At 57.2% G+C, this 17,752-nt stretch carries 9 protein-coding genes and 1 pseudogene; 6 read left to right on the top strand and 4 right to left on the bottom strand.

The features are described 5' to 3' along the window. Positions 1-648 precede the first annotated feature (648 nt). From malG to malE, 3 genes are all read right to left on the bottom strand, one after another. Entirely contained in the window at positions 649-1,539 is an 891-nt protein-coding gene (malG, locus tag V3W49_RS17655; protein ID WP_500147247.1) for a maltose ABC transporter permease MalG, read from the bottom strand. A 153-nt stretch (positions 1,540-1,692) separates the two neighbouring features. Beyond that, the gene (gene malF, locus V3W49_RS17650; protein WP_500147245.1) at positions 1,693-3,228 is read right to left on the bottom strand and encodes a maltose ABC transporter permease MalF; all 1,536 of its coding nucleotides are present in this window, start codon (positions 3,226-3,228) and stop codon (positions 1,693-1,695) included. 65 nt (positions 3,229-3,293) lie between these two features. Then, the gene (malE, locus tag V3W49_RS17645) at positions 3,294-4,484 is read right to left on the bottom strand and encodes a maltose/maltodextrin ABC transporter substrate-binding protein MalE (RefSeq protein ID WP_500147243.1); all 1,191 of its coding nucleotides are present in this window, start codon (positions 4,482-4,484) and stop codon (positions 3,294-3,296) included. 351 nt (positions 4,485-4,835) lie between these two features. Here malE and malK point away from each other — a divergent pair, with 351 nt between their 5' ends. The 4 genes and pseudogenes from malK to V3W49_RS17625 all read left to right on the top strand — a co-directional run bounded on the left by malK (position 4,836) and on the right by V3W49_RS17625 (position 9,429). Beyond that, positions 4,836-5,945 (top strand): maltose/maltodextrin ABC transporter ATP-binding protein MalK, encoded by a 1,110-nt coding sequence (gene malK / locus V3W49_RS17640; RefSeq protein ID WP_500147241.1) that lies wholly within the window; start codon positions 4,836-4,838, stop codon positions 5,943-5,945. 42 nt (positions 5,946-5,987) lie between these two features. Continuing rightward, a complete protein-coding gene (locus tag V3W49_RS17635) occupies positions 5,988-7,286 on the top strand; it encodes a maltoporin (RefSeq protein WP_500147240.1) in 1,299 nt (432 codons plus the stop codon). Positions 7,287-7,392: 106 nt separating this feature from the next. Next, positions 7,393-8,331 (top strand): maltose operon protein MalM, encoded by a 939-nt coding sequence (gene malM / locus V3W49_RS17630; protein WP_500147238.1) that lies wholly within the window; start codon positions 7,393-7,395, stop codon positions 8,329-8,331. A gap of 172 nt (positions 8,332-8,503) precedes the next feature. Then, positions 8,504-9,429: pseudogene (locus V3W49_RS17625) on the top strand (Rpn family recombination-promoting nuclease/putative transposase). A 51-nt stretch (positions 9,430-9,480) separates the two neighbouring features. Here V3W49_RS17625 and malT read toward each other — a convergent pair. Continuing rightward, a complete protein-coding gene (malT, locus tag V3W49_RS17620; protein WP_500147252.1) occupies positions 9,481-12,189 on the bottom strand; it encodes an HTH-type transcriptional regulator MalT in 2,709 nt (902 codons plus the stop codon). A gap of 661 nt (positions 12,190-12,850) precedes the next feature. Here malT and malP point away from each other — a divergent pair. Further along, positions 12,851-15,250, top strand: coding sequence for a maltodextrin phosphorylase (gene malP / locus V3W49_RS17615; protein ID WP_500147237.1), 2,400 nt, complete (start codon positions 12,851-12,853; stop codon positions 15,248-15,250). Between the two features lie 20 nt (positions 15,251-15,270). Further along, the gene (gene malQ / locus V3W49_RS17610) at positions 15,271-17,394 is read left to right on the top strand and encodes a 4-alpha-glucanotransferase (protein WP_500147236.1); all 2,124 of its coding nucleotides are present in this window, start codon (positions 15,271-15,273) and stop codon (positions 17,392-17,394) included. Positions 17,395-17,752: the final 358 nt, after the last annotated feature.

The raw sequence follows: 17,752 nt of genomic DNA, 5'->3' as shown, positions 1-17,752 counted from the left end.
AACGGAACCTTCGCCAACGTGACATATTTCCCGGAATACGGCTCTTCACTGTAGATTCACCGGTTCCGCAACCGACATATAAAAATCCCCTTAAGGTGAACGGAACCTTCGCCAACGTGACATATTTCCCGGAATACGGCTCTTCAATGTAGATTTACCGGTTCCGCAACCGACATATAAAAATCCCCTTAAGGTGAACGGAACCTTCGCCAGCGTGACATATTCCTCCAGAACACGGCATAGTCGCAAAAATAGCGCAACCGGCATCTGAAAGGCCACAGGCGGGCCAGGCCGGATTTCAAACCGGCCGGACCAAGCCCGATTCTTCATCGCTTATCCGGTGAAGGTGATTATTAAACCAGGCAGGATTAATCATCTGCTCAGGATAAATAAAAAAAAGCGGCCTGTGGGCCGCTAACAGCACATTGAAACGAGGGTGGCAGTGACATTGTCTTTTTTCTCTGCCCGGCGCAGCACAGGGTAAAAAACACCGGGAGAGCCACAGGTATACACTTCATACTTCAAGCTGCCTCTTTGTTGGCTGCCTTTACTCCCCCCGGTTACACAGGAGTGCTATGCTCCCGGGGATTCGTTCAGTTGCCGCCGCGATGCAACTTGAATTATTTTGTGTATAAAAATGATGAGGCGTTACCCTTTAACCCCGCCCGCCGTCAGGCCGCTGACCAGCCAACGCTGGGCCAGCAGGAAGACCACGGTGATAGGAATCGCCGACAGCACCGCCGCCGCCGCAAAATCGCCCCACAGATAGTTCTGCGGGTTCAGATACTGCTGCATACCCACCGCCAGGGTGTAGCTATTCACATCGCGCAGCAGCAGTGAGGCTACCGGAACTTCGGTAATGGCGGCGATAAATGACAGAATAAAGACCACCGCCAGAATCGGCACCGACAGCGGCAACAGCACCAGACGGAAGGCCTGCCACGGCGTGGCGCCGTCCAGCGCCGCCGCTTCTTCCAGCGAACTGTCAATGGTTTCAAAGTAGCCCTTGATGGTCCAGACGTGCAGCGCGATGCCGCCCAGGTAAGCGAAGATCACCCCGCCGTGGGTATTCAGACCAATCATCGGAATATACTGGCCCAGCCTGTCGAACAGGGCGTATAACGCCACCAGCGACAGTACCGCCGGGAACATCTGGAAAATCAGCATCCCTTTCAGCAGCGTCGCCTTACCCGGGAAACGCATACGGGCAAAGGCGTAAGCGCAGGTGGTAGACAGCGACACAATACCCAGTGCGGTAATTCCTGCCACCTTGACCGAGTTCCACAGCCACAGCAGCACCGGGAAGGGCGGCGGGGTCACGCGGCCATCGGCGTGCTCCACGCTAAAGCCCAGCGCCAGTCGCCAGTGTTCCCAGGAGATCTGATCGGGAATCAGGCTACCGGTGGCGAAGTTGCCCGGGCGCAGTGAAATGGTAATAACCATCAGCAGCGGGAACATAATTGCCGCGATAAACAGCAGCAGCAGCAGGTGAGTACCGAACAGCCGCCATTGTTGAGATTTGGGTTGGACCATAGCCATGGTATGTACTCCTTTAGTCTGCTATCAGGCTACTTTACTTGTCATTTTGAACCCGGGCAGTGCTCGGAATCCTCACGTACTTTATGTACGCTCCGGTTCCTGTACGCTGTCCGTATCCAAACTGACTGCGCCAGATACGCCTGGAAATCATTTCTAGTCAAACTTCATGCGCGTGGCTTTCAGATTCACGATGGCGAGCGCCCCCACCAGCAGGAAGATAAGCGTAGCGATAGCCGCTGCCAGACCGAAGTCCTGACCGCCGCCTCCTTCGAAAGCGATACGATAGGTGTAGCTCACCAGCAGGTCGGTATAGCCTGCTGGCGTGGTGGTGCCCAGCCTGTCCGGGCCGCCGTTGGTCAGTAGTTGAATCAGCACGAAGTTGTTAAAGTTAAAGGCGAAGCTGGCAATCATCAGCGGCGTTAGTGGCTTAAGCAGCAGCGGCAGCGTGATGCGGAAGAAGTTTTGGAACGGGCCGGCACCGTCCATGGCCGAGGCTTCATAGAGATCGTCGGGAATCGCTTTCAAAAGCCCCATGCACAAAATCATCATGTAGGGGTAGCCCAGCCAGGTATTGACGATAATCAGCATGGCGCGCGCCGTATTCGGGTCGGTGAACCAGGCAGGATTAATGCCGAACAGCGCGTTAAGCATCATGTTGATCTCACCAAAGCTCTGGTTGAACAGACCCTTGAAGATCAGAATGGAGATAAACGACGGAACGGCGTAGGGCAAAATCAGCAGGACCCGGTAGATAGCCTTGCCCTTCAGGGATTCCCACTGTACCACGCAGGCCAGCACCATACCGACGGCGACGGTCAGAATTACCGTCAACACTGAGAAGACCACGGTCCAGACAAAGATGGCGAAGAAGGGTTTTTGGATCCCCTCATCGGTGAAGACCCGGGTGAAGTTATCCCAGCCGATGGTCACGGTATAGCCCGGGCTGAGCCGCTTGCCGGCCCAGCTGCCGTCGGCATTGACCGACTCATAGAAACCGATATGGTCGTTTGGGCGGTAGCTCACGCCGCTCTGATTATTGAGCAGGGTACCGTCATCGGCCAGGGTATAGAGTGGCCGGGTACCGGAAAACTGACGCAGGGAGCTCATCACCAGTTTGCTTTCATCCGGCAGTCTGGCGGTGATGGCGCTTAGCGCCTGGCGGTTTTGGGTAATCACGCGCAGGGTGGCGCGTTCGCTTTCCGGCAGGGCCCCTGTCGCGTGCATCTCAAGCGTCTGCTTGCCGCCAAAGGAGAACGGCTCGGAAAGATAATGCCGATCGCCGTCGCTCAGGGCCAGGCGCCATTTATCCTGCTGAGGATAAAGACCAAAATTGAGTGCCTTACCTGCCTGATAGGTACGATCCATCAATACCTGTTGGGCGCGCTCAAAGGTGAGCTGGTTGGTACTGCTGTAGTTGGTAAAGGCGATGGCGATGGTGGCGACCAGCGGGAACAGGACGAACAGCCCCATACCGGCCAGTCCCGGGTAGACGTAACGCCAGGCGTAGGCGCGGCGGTTAGCGAAAATATAGAGGCCAACTGAGCAAAGCACCAGCGTCAGTATGGCGAACAGGTACTCCCCCTGGGCGTACATCAAAACCACAAGATAACCTGACAGCAGGCCCAGCCCGGTAATGGCCAGCCACCTGATAGCATCGCTCTGCCAGAAAGACTTTTTAACGACATCCATGGGGTCATTCCTCTGTAACGGGATGCTCTGCGGCCCTGCATTCGCGCAACAGGGCCGCTCCTGGTTTACTTAGTGATTCGCTCCTGGGCGTCATTCAGGGCAGTATCGACGCTCTGACGGCCGGTAATGGCATTGATGACTGCGGTACGCGTGGCGTACCAGAAAGCGGACATCTGCGGGATATTCGGCATGATTTCGCCGTTACGAGCGTTCTGCATGGTGGCGGCGATACGCGGATCCTTCTCCAGCTTTTCCTGGTAGGATTTCAGCGCCACGGCGCCCAGCGGCTTATCTTTGTTCACGGCGTCCAGACCGTCGTCGGTCATCAGGTAGTTTTCCAGAAACTCCTTCGCCAGCTCTTTATTCGGACTGGCGGCGTTGATACCGGCGCTCAGTACCCCGGCAAAAGGTTTAGACGGCTTGCCGTTAAAGGTCGGCAGCGTGGTGACGCCGTAATTCACCTTGCTCTTATCGATATTGGCCCACGCCCAGGGACCGTTAATGGTCATGGCAGTATTGCCTTTGTTAAAAGCCGCTTCGGCGATGGAGTAGTCGGTGTCGGCGTTCATCTGTTTATTCTTGATCATATCGACCAGGAAGCTCAGACCCGCTTTGGAACCGGCGTTGTTGACACCAACGTCCTTCACGTCATAGTGGCCTTTTTCCATTTTGAAAGCGTATCCGCCGTCGGCGGCGATCAGCGGCCAGGTGAAGTAGGGCTCCTGCAGGTTGAACATGATGGCGCTCTTGCCGTTGGCGCGCAGTTTTTTATCCAGCGCCGGGATCTCTTCCCAGCTCTTCGGCGGATTCGGAACCAGATCTTTGTTGTAAATCAGCGACAGGGCTTCTACCGCAATGGGATAGGCGATCAGCTTGCCGTTGTAGCGCACCGCGTCCCAGGTGAAGTCGTAAACTTTATCCTGGAAGGCTTTATCCGGGGTGATTTCAGCCAGCAGGCCAGACTGAGCGTAGCCGCCGAAGCGGTCATGAGCCCAGAAAATGATATCCGGGCCATCGCCGGTGGCGGCGACCTGGGGGTATTTCTCTTCCAGCTTGTCCGGGTGTTCAACGCTTACCTTAATACCGGTATCCTGCTCGAACTTCTTTCCCACCTCGGCCAGGCCGTTATAGCCTTTATCACCGTTAATCCAGATAACCAGTTTGCCTTCTTCAATTTTGGCAAACGCGGAGGCGGAGAACATCACCGTCGTTAGCGCGGATAGCGCGAGGAGGCGAGCGCCGGTTTTGATTTTCATAGTCCCGTCCTTTTGATGGTATATAGAGTACGGTTCCCAGTCTGCGTTGCGGGCAAGCGCTTCTCATCCTCCCGGAGCCTACGCCCCACCCCCTCCAGGTGTGATCCCGGTAGCATAAATGCCATTAATGTGTGCTGGCGCACATAAAAAGGCGACCAGGAATGGTCACTGGATCACGAAAATAGCGACGCCGCGGCGCATTGGTGTCGGTGCTTCATTCCCTCATCCTCCCGCCTCCTCCCCCACAAAAAAGCATCAGGGTGGAGGATTCCCCGTTTGCGGCAATCCGCCATAGTCCCGACATCGAAAATATCCGTCTGCGGACGGTCCGTTGTAATGAGGGAGAAGTGCATGGCGAGCGTACAGCTACGGAATGTCACCAAAGCCTGGGGGGATGTGGTGGTGTCGAAAGACATTAACCTCGATATCACCGAAGGGGAGTTCGTGGTCTTTGTCGGGCCGTCAGGCTGCGGTAAATCGACGCTGCTGCGTATGATTGCCGGGCTGGAAACCATTACCAGCGGCGATCTGTTTATCGGTGAAACCCGGATGAATGATGTGCCGCCCGCCCAGCGCGGCGTGGGAATGGTCTTTCAGTCCTATGCGCTCTACCCGCATTTGAGCGTGGCGGAAAATATGTCGTTCGGTCTGAAGCTGGCCGGGGTGAAGAAAGCGGTGATGAATCAGCGCGTGACCCAGGTGGCCGAAGTGCTGCAACTGGCCCACCTGCTGGACCGACGCCCGAAGGCGCTTTCCGGCGGTCAGCGCCAGCGCGTGGCCATTGGCCGTACCCTGGTGGCCGAGCCAGACGTGTTTCTGCTCGACGAACCGCTCTCCAACCTGGACGCCGCCCTGCGCGTGCAGATGCGCATTGAGATCTCCCGCCTGCACAAGCGCCTGAAGCGCACCATGATTTACGTCACCCACGACCAGGTCGAAGCCATGACTTTGGCCGACAAAATCGTGGTGCTGGACGCCGGACGCGTCGCTCAGGTGGGCAAGCCGCTGGAGCTTTATCACTATCCGGCGGATCGCTTTGTGGCGGGCTTTATCGGCTCGCCGAAGATGAACTTCCTGCCGGTGAAAGTCACCGCCATCGCCATCGATCAGGTGCAGGTGGAACTGCCGAACCGCCAGCAGATTTGGCTGCCGGTCGAAAGTGCGGGCGTTCAGGTTGGCGCCAGAATGTCTTTAGGCATCCGTCCCGAACATCTTCTGCCCAGCGAAATCGCCGATGTCACCCTGGAAGGGGAGATTCAGGTGGTGGAGCAGCTCGGTTACGAAACCCAGATTCATATTCAGATCCCCGCCATCCAGCAAAACCTGGTGTATCGCCAGAACGATGTGGTGCTGGCCGAGGAGGGGGCGACATTCGCCATCGGCCTGCCGCCGGAGCGCTGCCATTTATTCCGTGAGGATGGTACTGCCTGTCGTCGGTTGCATCAGGAGCCTGGCGTTTAAGGGTACGCCTACACAATAAAAGCAATTTCAGGAGAAATAACGATGATAACACTGCGCAAACTTCCGCTGGCCATGGCTGTCGCCGCCGGCATGCTGTCCGCCCAGGCGCTGGCAGTCGACTTCCACGGCTACGCCCGTTCCGGCATTGGCTGGACTGGCAGCGGCGGCGAACAGCAGTGCTTCCAGGCAACCGGGGCACAGAGTAAGTACCGTCTGGGTAACGAATGTGAAACCTACGCTGAATTAAAACTGGGCCAGGAAGTGTGGAAAGAGGGCGACAAGAGCTTCTATTTCGACACCAACGTGGCTTATTCCATCAACCAGCAAAATGACTGGGAAGATACCAGCCCGGCCTTCCGTGAAGTAAACGTGCAGGGTAAAAACCTGATCGAATGGCTGCCAGGCTCCACCATCTGGGCCGGTAAACGCTTCTATCAGCGTCACGACGTTCATATGATCGACTTCTACTACTGGGATATCTCCGGCCCGGGCGCCGGTCTTGAGAACGTCGATCTGGGTTTCGGTAAGCTTTCTCTGGCCGCCACTCGCGCTTCTGAAGCCGGCGGTTCTTACAACTACACCAGCGAGCGCCAGCGCGATTACGCCGAACGTACCGCTAACGACACCTTCGACGCGCGCCTGTCGAGCATCGAAACCAATCCGGGCGGTATGCTGGAGCTGGGCGTGGACTATGGCCGCGCTAACCCACGCGACGGCTATCGCATGGAACACGGCGCTTCGAAAGACGGCTGGATGTTTACCGCCGAGCATACCCAGAGCGTGCTGAAAGGCTACAACAAGTTTGTACTGCAGTATGCCACCGACGCCATGACCTCTCACGGTAAAGGCCTGGCTAACGGCTCCAGTATTAATAACGACGGCAAGATGTGGCGCGTGCTGGATCACGGTGCGGTGACCCTGGCCGACGACTGGGATCTGATGTACGTCGGCATGTTCCAGAAAACCGATCTCGATAATAACCGCGGTACCGACTGGTGGACCGTGGGCGTGCGCCCGATGTACAAGTGGACCCCAGTTATGAGCACCCTGCTGGAAGTGGGTTACGATAACGTGAAGTCCCAGCAGACCGGTGACCGTAACGGACAGTATAAAATCACCCTGGCTCAGCAGTGGCAGGCGGGCGACAGCATCTGGTCCCGTCCGGCTATCCGCGTCTTTGCCACCTATGCGAAGTGGGATGAAAAATGGGGTTACGTAAAAGACGGCGACAACCTGACCACCGCCGCGCTGCGTGACACCTCCGGCAACGGCATCTTCACCAACAGCCGCGGTAACGACGATGAGTTTACCTTCGGCGCCCAGATGGAAATCTGGTGGTAACTGCCTGGTGAGGGGAGCAATGCTCCCCTCTGTTTTGATCGCGCGGGCGTAAAGCGCTTTTGCCTGGCCACCTTTGCGCCGCTCTCCCTAACTTCAGGTGACAACAATGAAAATGAAGAAAAGTCTCGTCGCCCTGTGCCTGAGCGCAGGTCTGTTCGCCTCTCTGCCAGCGGTGAGTCTGGCTGAGGTGAATATCGTTCCCCAGGATACTTCCGCGGCGCCGCGTATCTCCGCCGAACAGCTACGCCAGCTACACTGGACGCCGGTTAACCAGTCCAAAACCCAGACTACCGACCTTGCCAGCAGTGGTCAGAGCCTGAACGTGGGCGATATTCGCGGGCCGGTTGCGGCATACAGCGTACCGGCTAATATTGGCGAGCTGACTATTACCCTTGCCAGCGAGGTCAATAAAAACCAGGTTTTCGCGCCGAACGTACTGATACTTGACCAGAACATGACGCCTTCGGCCTTTTTTCCCAGCAGTTACTTTACTTACCAGGCGCCGGGCGTGATGTCCGCCGATCGCCTGGAGGGCACCCTTAAGCTCACCCCGGCGCTGGGCCAGCAGCAGCTCTATGTGCTGGTCTTTACCACCGCCCGGGATCTGCAGCAGACTACCGTTCAGATCGATCCGGCCAAGGCTTACGCGAAAGGGGCCGGTAACGCCGTGCCGGATATTCCGGATCCTGTCGCTCGTCACGTCACCGACGGTCGTCTGAAGCTAAAAGTGCGCACCAATACTGGCTCCAGCGTACTGGTCGGGCCGCTGTTCGGCTCATCAGGCCCGGCGCCGGTCACAGTCGGCAATACCGCACCGGTATACAGCGCACCGGCCAGCACACCGACGCCAGCCGCAGCCCCTGCGCCTGCTGCGAAGAGCGGGCCAGTACTGTCGGATACCGAAGACTATTTCAACCAGGCCATTAAACAGGCCGTGGCGCAGGGCGATATTGATAAGGCGCTAAAACTGCTGAATGAAGCCGAGCGACTGGGATCCTCCTCCGCCCGAACCACCTTTATCAGCAGTGTAAAAGGCAAGGGGTAATCGCTGCCCCACGGTGCTGATTTTGCAGTAACTGGTGCGCTACGGCGCACCTTTTTTTATGGTTAAGGGGGCTTTACGAGCGGGCTCGGAAAATCAGTCTCTGGCCCTGGCCATGAAACAGACCCTGTGTTACATCCATGGCTCTGTGAACGTGACATGGCAGGGAAGCACCATGAAAAAATCGGATACGCCTGTTCCTCATGATGGTCTGTTTAAAACCTTTCTGGCTCATCCGGATACCGCCCGGGATTTTCTGGAGATCTATCTGCCGCCGGAAATACGAAAGGGGGGCGATCTAGAATACGTTACAGCTGGAGTCAGGCTCCTTTATTGAGGAAGATCTGCGTACTTATTTTGCGGATGTACTCTGGTCTATGCAGACGACAACCGGAGGAGCCTACATTTACATCCTGCTTGAACACCAAAGCAGCCCGGATCGCCATATGGCTTTTCGATTAATGAGGTATGCGATCGCCGTGATGCAGCGCCATCTGGATAAAGGGTATGCGCAACTGCCGCTGGTGGTTCCGTTTCTGTTTTGCCACGGGCGCGCCAGCCCCTGGCCCTGTCCTTTGAACTGGCTGGCGTTGTTTAGCGATTCGGAAATGGCGCATCAACTTTATACCCGCCCCTTTCCGTTAATTGATGTCGGTGCGCTGGAGGATGACGATATTATGCGGCATCGCCGTATGGCAATGCTGGAACTGGTCTTAAAACATATCCGTACCCGGGATCTGATGGTGTTGATGGAGCCGCTGGTCAGACTCGTGATGGCGGGATACACTACGGAAGGCCAACTGGCTACGTTAATCAATGGATGTTGCAGACCGGCGATACGGCCCGGCCACAGCGTTTCTGAGGGAGATGGCCCAGCAGGCGCCGCACTATAAGGAACTTTTTATGACTGCCGCACAAAGACTGGAACAGCAAGGTATCAAAAAGGGTATTAAAACGGGGCGCCAGGAAGGCATCAGGCTGGGTGAGCAAAAAGCCAAACAGGAGGTTGCCCGCAGCCTGCTGAAGATGGGGCTCCCGGTACAGTCCATTATTGAGGTGACAGGCCTTTCTGAGCGCGAGCTGGCAGAGCTGGCCTTATAATGGATGCATGTATCAGATAAGCCACCGTGATGAGCGACGGTGGCTTTGTTATTACAGCGCGTTATAGCCCATCATCTGCAACAGCTGGCGGGCCTGAGCGACGGCCTCCTGGCGGTGGGCGACCCCGAGCTTTTGATAAAGATTGCGGATATGGGTTTTAATGGTGGTGGGTGCAACAACTAGTTCACCGGCGATCTGATCGTTGCTGTAGCCCGAATAGATAAGCCCCAGCACCTGCCATTCGCGCTGGGTCAGCGGACTGGTGCGGATAAGCTCCGGCACCTGCGGATGGTTTAGCAGGCGGCTGACGAAGTTTTCGTCGAAGTGGGCGAACTTGTGGCGGTGATGCTGATTGATTTCCCGCAGGATGCGCTGGGCGCGATGCTGATCCAGCTCTGGCAGCATATTCAGCTGAATCAGCTGGCGCAACTGCTGGGCCATGGTCTCACCTTCAATCACGAAGTGGCTCAGAAAGCCGGTGCGTCCGGCCAGGCTCAGGGCTTCAATCAGAATGCGCTGGGCTTCGCTTTTGTTGTCCTGCTGCCAGTAAAGCTGGTTGAGCAGCAGCAGGTTACGGTTCAGATCGCTCATCAACTCCAGAGCGCGAGCGTTGGCGTTAAGCTCTTCCAGCACTCGATGCGCTTCGTCGAATTCTCCCAGCAGAATCTGCGCCCGGGCGATATTGCGCCACTGCCCCTGCAGGAAGTGATTACGAGCGAAGTCCGGCTTCGGCGTCTGACGCAGCCAGGCTGCGGCCGCAGCACGATCGCCGGTCATCTGCCAGTAGATAACCCGAACTTTATCGGCGTTAGAAACCCAGTCGCTGTGGTAAGCGCCATTACCGAGCAGATTCTCAAGACGGTTCAGATGGCTGCGGGCGTTATCGATATCGCCGCGCGCCAGGGAGTTTTGCACCAACAGCGTCAGGCACTGTAGCTGCTGTTGAGGCTGGTAGCCGGACAGCACCTCCATGCCGCTGCGCGCCGAGGCTTCCGACTCGTCCAGCCGTCCCCAGGCCCACAGTAGTTGGGCGCGGATGCGCAGCAGGAATTCGTGCAGCGGCAACTGTTCCAGATGCTGTTCGTGAATCAGCGCGAAGGCCTTCTCCTGAATATCCCAGGCCGCCTGCAGAAAGCCGCGGGCGAACAGAATTTCGCTTTGCTGGATCAGGCTCCACAGCGCATAGTGCCAGACCTCATGGCGCCGTGCCATGGCTTCGGTTTCCTGCATCATCGCCAGCGACTGCTGCAGGTTCCCGGCGCAGTGGTGTACTTCGCCAAGTACCGAGGTGGCGACGATCTGCCCGTAATAGCTTGCCAGCGGCAGCGCGTCCAGCGCGGAGCGCGCCAGGCGATTGGCCTCGTCGGGATCGCCGTTGTTGATTGCCACCTGGGCGCGCAGGGCGTCGAATTCGCCATGCAGGGCGGCGTCGATCTCCTGCTTCATCTCCTGTTCGGCGCGCGCCAGCAGGGTATTCACCTCGCCATAGCGATGCTGGCTTTGCATCAGCCAGGCCTGAAGCAGTACCAGGCGCGGATTTTCCAGCTGCGTTTCCCAGGGCAGCGCCTTCAGGGAGTTTTCCAGCAGCGACAGCTCGCTCTGATGGAACAGTTCCCAGGCGTGATGTAGCAGGATATCGCGCAGCATCTTATCATCGCCCGCCGCCAGCGCATGGTGAATCGCCTCGCCGGGGAAACCTTGCGCCATCCAGCTTTCGGCGGCGGCGCGGTGCAGCATCGGCAGTTCGGTCGCCATCTCCCACTGACAGCGCTGGCGAAGGAAACTGCCAAACAGGGGATGGTAGCTAAACCATTCGCCACTGTCGTCCATACGCTGCAGGAACAGGCCCTGACGCTCAATTTCCTCCAGCCGCATCTGGCCATTCTCCGCGCCGGTAACCCGAACGATAAGCGCATCGTTCATCGAGTGCAGCAGGGAACTGGCCAGCAGGAAGCGGCGGGTATCACCATCGACGTTATTCAGCACTTCGTCCACCAGATAGTCGGTTAAATGGCTGGCGTTAATACCTGATAGCCGACGGGCGGAGTGGTGTGCCGCGCCGCTGTTCTGGCGGGCGGAAAGGGCGATGAGCTGGAGCGCGGTGGCCCAGCCGGCGACGTCGTCGCACAGGCGCTGGCATTCAAGCGTTTCGATGGGGGCGCTCAGGCGGTGGTCGAAAAACTGTTTGGCTTCCTGATGGGTAAAGGCCAGCTGTTGGCTGCCAATTTCCAGCAGTTGCTCGCGCACTCGCAGATTGGCAATCCCCAACTGCGGCAGATTGCGTGACAGCACCACCAGCGTCAGATTATCCGGCTGGTGGCGCAGGAAGAAGCGCATGGCGTCGTGAATCACCGGGCTGGAGATCAGATGATAATCATCGATGATAAGCCACAGCGGCCGCTGCCATTCGGCCAGTTCGATAAAAAGCTGCGAAAAGAGTGAGCTCAGGCTGGCGTACTGGCGCTTTTGCGCCATCGCTTCGCTGCGTGGGCAGTGGCCGCCGGTAGCCTGCTGCAGCGCGGCCACCAGGTAGCTGGCAAACCGCTCGGTCTGATTATCGCCTTCGTCCAGCGAAAACCAGCCGATATCGCTTTTATCCGCCGCCCACTGAGAGATTAGCGTGGTTTTGCCATAGCCTGCCGGGCTGGTCACCAGCACCAGGCGATAATTCCCTGCGCCGCCAAGTCTGGACAGCAGACGATCGCGAACTACCATGTTCTCGAGTCGAACCGGACGACTTAATTTGGAAGGAATCAGCATACTCAATGACGTTACCGTACAGGAAAGGGTGATAAATCAGGGATGGGTCAGTGGCTGGCCATCGCAAACCTGATTTTTTTTACACCTCGAAATTAATTATTACATAACTTCGATCAGATTATCCTTCAATGCAAGCATGGTGCGCTTTTTCCCCCGGCAAAGTTGCGCCTTATCACAGTTTTCCGCGTTATTTACATTAGACAGGGGACCACCCGAGACTTTTCCTGACTGAGGCTCCAGGCCGGGCTGGCAGCTGTCATGTATAGCAAATTAAACCTGATTAAAGAAGTGTATAGCCAGCATGAAATAAGCTATTTCCTGTAATTATAAAGAAAGATATTTATTAACCGGGCCTGAAAACTATTTTTATGGAATTAAACCCTGATAATGAGAATATTTTAATTTATTATTTTTCAATGAGTTAGTTTGTTCTTGCCTGAAGTGATAAACGCTTATTTTTATTCTGCTTTGGATGCGATAAATCTGAATGAAAAAGAGAAAATGGCAAAAGAGGCAGGCGTTTTGAGTGGCATCGATCACACTTTTTTCTCATCCCCGACCCTCCTCCCTGCCTAATCCCCCCCAGGATGAGGAAGTACTGGGGGCAGCCTGGCACACTAGCGAAAACATAATTTCAATCATTACAGGAATCCGATTACCTATGTCTATGTCATTTAATAAAGCGCAGTTTCAGGCGGCCCTGGCGCGTCAGTGGCAGCGTTACGGCCTTCATGCCGCACAGGAGATGACGCAACATCAGTGGTGGCACGCGGTAAGCGGCGCCGTGGCGGAGCTTCTGTCCGCCCGCCCGGAGAAACAGATCAAAGCGGGCCAGCGCCACGTAAACTACATCTCAATGGAGTTCCTGATTGGCCGTCTGACCGGGAATAACCTGTTGAACCTGGGCTGGTATGGTGGGGTGGCGGAAACGCTGAACGAATATGGCATTGAACTGAGCGATCTGCTGGAGCAGGAGACCGATCCGGCGCTGGGCAACGGTGGGCTGGGGCGTCTGGCGGCCTGCTTCCTGGATTCTATGGCGACGGTCGGGCAGTCGGCGATGGGTTACGGTCTGAACTACCAGTACGGCCTGTTCCGTCAGTCCTTTCACGACGGCCAGCAGAGGGAAGCGCCGGACGACTGGCAGCGCGCCAGTTATCCCTGGTTTCGCCATAACGAAGCGCTGGACGTTCAGGTAGGTATCGGCGGTAAGGTTCTAAAAGAGGACGGGAAACAGCGCTGGGAGCCGGCTTTCGTGCTGAAGGGAGAAGCCTGGGATCTGCCAGTTCTCGGCTACCGTAACGGCGTATCTCAGCCGCTGCGCCTGTGGCAGGCGAAACATGCTCATCCTTTTGATCTGACCCGCTTTAATGACGGCGATTTCCTGAGGGCGGAACAGCAGGGGATTGATGCTGAAAAACTGACCAAAGTGCTCTACCCGAATGATAATCATCAGGCCGGTAAAAAGCTGCGCCTGATGCAACAGTATTTCCAGTGCGCCTGCTCGGTGGCCGATATTTTGCGCCGCCATCATCAGGCGGGGCGTAAACTGGCGGAACTGCCGGACTACGAAGTGATTCAACTGAATGACACTCATCCGACCATCGCTATTCCGGAGTTGATGCGGGTGCTGCTGGATGAACATCAACTGGGCTGGGATGACGCCTGGTCCATAACCAGCCGTACTTTCGCTTATACCAACCATACCCTGATGCCGGAAGCGCTGGAGTGCTGGGATGAGCGTCTGGTACGCACTCTGCTGCCGCGTCATATGCAGATAGTCCGGGAAATCAACACCCGCTTTAAGAAGCTGGTGGCGAAACAGTGGCCGGGGGATGACGCGGTCTGGGCGAAGCTTGCGGTACTGCACGACGGTCAGCTGCGAATGGCGAATCTGTGTGTGGTGAGCTGTTTTGCGGTTAACGGCGTGGCGGCGCTACACTCCGAACTGGTAGTAAAGGATCTGTTCCCCGAATATCACCTGCTGTGGCCGGGTAAATTCCATAACGTCACCAATGGCATTACGCCGCGCCGTTGGATCAAGCAGTGCAACCCGGAACTGGCGACGTTGCTGGATGAAACGCTTAAGCGCGAGTGGGCCAACGATCTGGATGCCCTGAGCGGACTGGAAGCCTTCGCCGACGATGCGGCATTCCGCGAGCGCTACCAGGCGATTAAACAGCGCAACAAAGCGCGTCTGGCCGAATTTGTGAAGGCGCGTACCGGCATTGTGATTAACCCGCAGGCGATGTTCGACGTGCAGATTAAGCGTCTGCATGAGTACAAGCGTCAGCACCTTAATCTGCTGCATATTCTGGCGCTGTATAAGGAGATTCGCGAAAACCCGCAGGCCGATCGGGTACCGCGCGTCTTCCTGTTTGGTGCCAAGGCGGCACCAGGGTATTACCTTGCGAAGAACATTATCTACGCGATAAATAGGGCGGCCACGATTATCAATAACGATCCGCGAGTGGGCGATAAGCTGAAGGTGGTATTCCTGCCGGACTATTGCGTGTCGGTGGCGGAACGGCTGATTCCGGCAGCGGATATTTCCGAGCAGATCTCAACTGCCGGTAAAGAGGCTTCCGGTACCGGCAATATGAAGCTGGCGCTAAACGGTGCGCTGACGGTTGGCACTCTGGACGGCGCTAACGTAGAGATAGCCCAGCAGGTTGGCGAAGAAAATATCTTTATCTTTGGTCATACCGTCGAGCAGGTGAAAACCCTTAAAGCGCAGGGCTACGATCCGCTGAAATGGCGTAAGGGCGATAAGGTGCTGGACGCGGTGATGAAAGAGCTGGAGCAAGGCGTATACAGCGATGGCGACCAGCATGCGTTCGACCAGATGCTGCACAGCCTGGGCAAAGAAGGGGGCGATCCCTACCTGGTGATGGCTGACTTCAGCGCCTACGCCGCTGCCCAGAAGCAGGCGGAGACGCTGTATCGCGACCCACAAGCCTGGACTCGCGCGGCGATCCTCAACACCGCCCGCTGCGGTATGTTCAGCTCTGACCGTTCGATCCGCGACTACCAGGCGCGTATCTGGCAGGCAAAGCGCTAATTGTGAAAGAAGGAAACGCCATGGAAAGCAAACGTCTTGAACAGGCAGCCGCCGCTGCGGGGATCGCGGCAAGCTACATTAATGCTCACGGTAAGCCGCAGGCCATTGCGGACCAGACCCGACAGCGTTTGCTGGAAGCCATGGATGGCGCGGCCGTTCCGCTGTGCGGGGCGACTGCGCCGGTGCCTGGCGTAAAGGTCTTTATCGCAGGTGATCCTATGGTGTTGCCGGTGGCGGGAAAAGGGGAATACCTCTGGCATCTCACGACGGAAGAGGGCGACCATCATGACGGCGGTCAGGTACGGGCCGGTCATAGCCTTAAACTGACGGAGGGGTTGCCCCTGGGCTACCACAACCTGACGCTGGTGCAGCAGGAGGCGCGCTGGCACTGTCGGATAATCATCGCTCCCCGGCGCTGTTATACCCCGCCAGCGTTAAACGCCGGTGATAAGCTGTGGGGCGCCTGCGTGCAGCTTTATACCCTGCGCTCAGAGCGCAACTGGGGAATCGGTGACTTCGGCGATCTGAAGCGAATGCTGGTTGAAGTGGCGCAGCGCGGCGCCAGTTTTATCGGCCTGAACCCCATTCATGCGCTGTATCCGGCGAATCCGGAAAGCGCCAGCCCGTACAGCCCTTCATCACGTCGCTGGCTGAACGTTATCTATATCGACGTTGAGGCGGTGGAGGACTTCCGGCTGAGTGAAGAAGCGCAGCGCTGGCGCCAGGCTGAAGGTACTCACGCCAGCCTGAAAGCGGCGCGCGATGCCGAATGGGTGGACTATGCGGCGGTGACTCGCCTGAAGATTGCCGCTCTGCGTCTGGCCTGGCGACGATTCGCACTGCGCGATGAGCAGGATGAATCTATGCTCGCCTGGCAGCGCTTTGTGCGCGAACGCGGCGACAGCCTTTACTGGCAGGCGGCCTTCGATGCACTGCACGCGCATCAGATGGCGGAAGACGCCGGGCGCTGGGGCTGGCCGGTATGGCCACAAGCGTATCGTGAAGCCCATTGTCCCGCCGTGACGGAGTTTTGCCAGCAGCATGCCGATGAAGTGGCATTCTGGCAGTGGTTGCAGTGGCTGGCCTGGTCTCAGTTTGCTGATTGCTGGCGCCAGTGCGGCGAGCTGGAAATGCCTATCGGACTATATCGCGATCTGGCGGTAGGGGTGGCGGAAGGCGGCGCCGAAACCTGGAGCGATCGCGAACTGTACTGCCTGAAGGCCTCCGTCGGCGCGCCGCCGGATATTCTGGGGCCGCTCGGTCAGAACTGGGGGCTGCCGCCCATGAATCCCCATGTCATGGTGGAACGGGCGTATGAGCCCTTTATCGAGCTGCTGCGCGCTAATATGGAAAACTGCGGGGCGCTGCGTATCGATCACGTGATGTCGCTGCTGCGTCTGTGGTGGATCCCCTACGGGGAAACCGCGGATCGCGGCGCCTATGTGCACTATCCGGTAGACTCCCTGCTGGCTATCCTGGCGCTGGAAAGCCACCGTCACCGCTGCATGGTGATCGGTGAAGATCTGGGCACCGTGCCTGCGGAGATTGTCGGTAAGCTACGCGAAGGCGGGGTTTATTCCTATAAAGTGCTGTGGTTCGAGCGCGATAGCGAAAATCAGGTACGGGCTCCTGAAACGTGGCCCGAGCAGGCAATGGCGGTAGTGACCACCCATGATATGCCAACCCTGCGTGGCTACTGGGAAAGTGGCGATCTGAGCCTTGGTCAGCGGCTGGGGCTTTATCCGGATGCGGAGGTGCTGGAAGGGCTGTATGAGGATCGCGAAGCGGCGAAGCAGACTCTGCTTGATGCCCTGCATCGCCACGGCTGTCTGGCGAAGCGTTCCGGGCATCAGGCGCGACGTATGGCGATGTCACCGGTGCTGAACCGGGCGATGCAGCGTTATGTTGCCGACAGTAATAGCGGATTACTGGGGTTGCAACCGGAGGACTGGCTGGGTATGGCGACGCCGGTTAACGTGCCCGGCACCAGCGACCAGTATCCCAACTGGCGCCGTAAGCTGAGCCAGACTCTGGAAGCCATGTTTGCCGCGCCCGAGGTTAACCGGCTGATTAAGGATCTGGATAAGCGGCGCCGGGCTGCGACGCGCAGAGGGCGTAACGGCTCTCTTTCAGGGAGAGAGTAACGGGTTGCTTCGGTGCTCGTTATGGGGCGATGACCTTAATTGTTTGTATACCGGACTGCACCCTAAAAGTTGAATGCCAACTGAGTAAGGCGCAGTTTTTTTTACTGCCGGAGAGTTAATGGTTGAGGTGGCACTGAATTCAGGTTTTACCTGGTCAGTGGTCTTTCAGATGCAGGCCGGGGCGGCGGTGTAGTATGTGGTCATACCGGTTGCTCTGTTTTTGCGACAATGCTGTGTTCTGAAGGAATATGTTGTGCTGGCGAGGGTTCCGTTCACCGGTGGTGGATTAACAGAGAAGCTGTTGCCTGAAGTGAACGGAACACCCGCTGCATCGTCATATTCTACCGCTTTTATGCTG

Source organism: Rosenbergiella sp. YN46, from assembly GCF_036620675.1.
Taxonomy (GTDB): domain Bacteria; phylum Pseudomonadota; class Gammaproteobacteria; order Enterobacterales; family Enterobacteriaceae; genus Jejubacter.
Note: the sequence above shows the minus strand (reverse complement) of the source record. Positions and strands in the feature narration are given on the sequence as shown.

Bases quoted from the DNA above. Each gene is read 5' to 3' on its own strand.
- malG (WP_500147247.1), bottom strand. From the start codon at position 1,539: ATGGCTATGGTCCAACCCAAATCTCAACAATGGCGGCTGTTCGGTACT.
- malF (WP_500147245.1), bottom strand. From the start codon at position 3,228: ATGGATGTCGTTAAAAAGTCTTTCTGGCAGAGCGATGCTATCAGGTGG.
- malE (WP_500147243.1), bottom strand. From the start codon at position 4,484: ATGAAAATCAAAACCGGCGCTCGCCTCCTCGCGCTATCCGCGCTAACG.
- malK (WP_500147241.1), top strand. From the start codon at position 4,836: ATGGCGAGCGTACAGCTACGGAATGTCACCAAAGCCTGGGGGGATGTG.
- V3W49_RS17635 (WP_500147240.1), top strand. From the start codon at position 5,988: ATGATAACACTGCGCAAACTTCCGCTGGCCATGGCTGTCGCCGCCGGC.
- malM (WP_500147238.1), top strand. From the start codon at position 7,393: ATGAAAATGAAGAAAAGTCTCGTCGCCCTGTGCCTGAGCGCAGGTCTG.
- malT (WP_500147252.1), bottom strand. From the start codon at position 12,189: ATGCTGATTCCTTCCAAATTAAGTCGTCCGGTTCGACTCGAGAACATG.
- malP (WP_500147237.1), top strand. From the start codon at position 12,851: ATGTCTATGTCATTTAATAAAGCGCAGTTTCAGGCGGCCCTGGCGCGT.
- malQ (WP_500147236.1), top strand. From the start codon at position 15,271: ATGGAAAGCAAACGTCTTGAACAGGCAGCCGCCGCTGCGGGGATCGCG.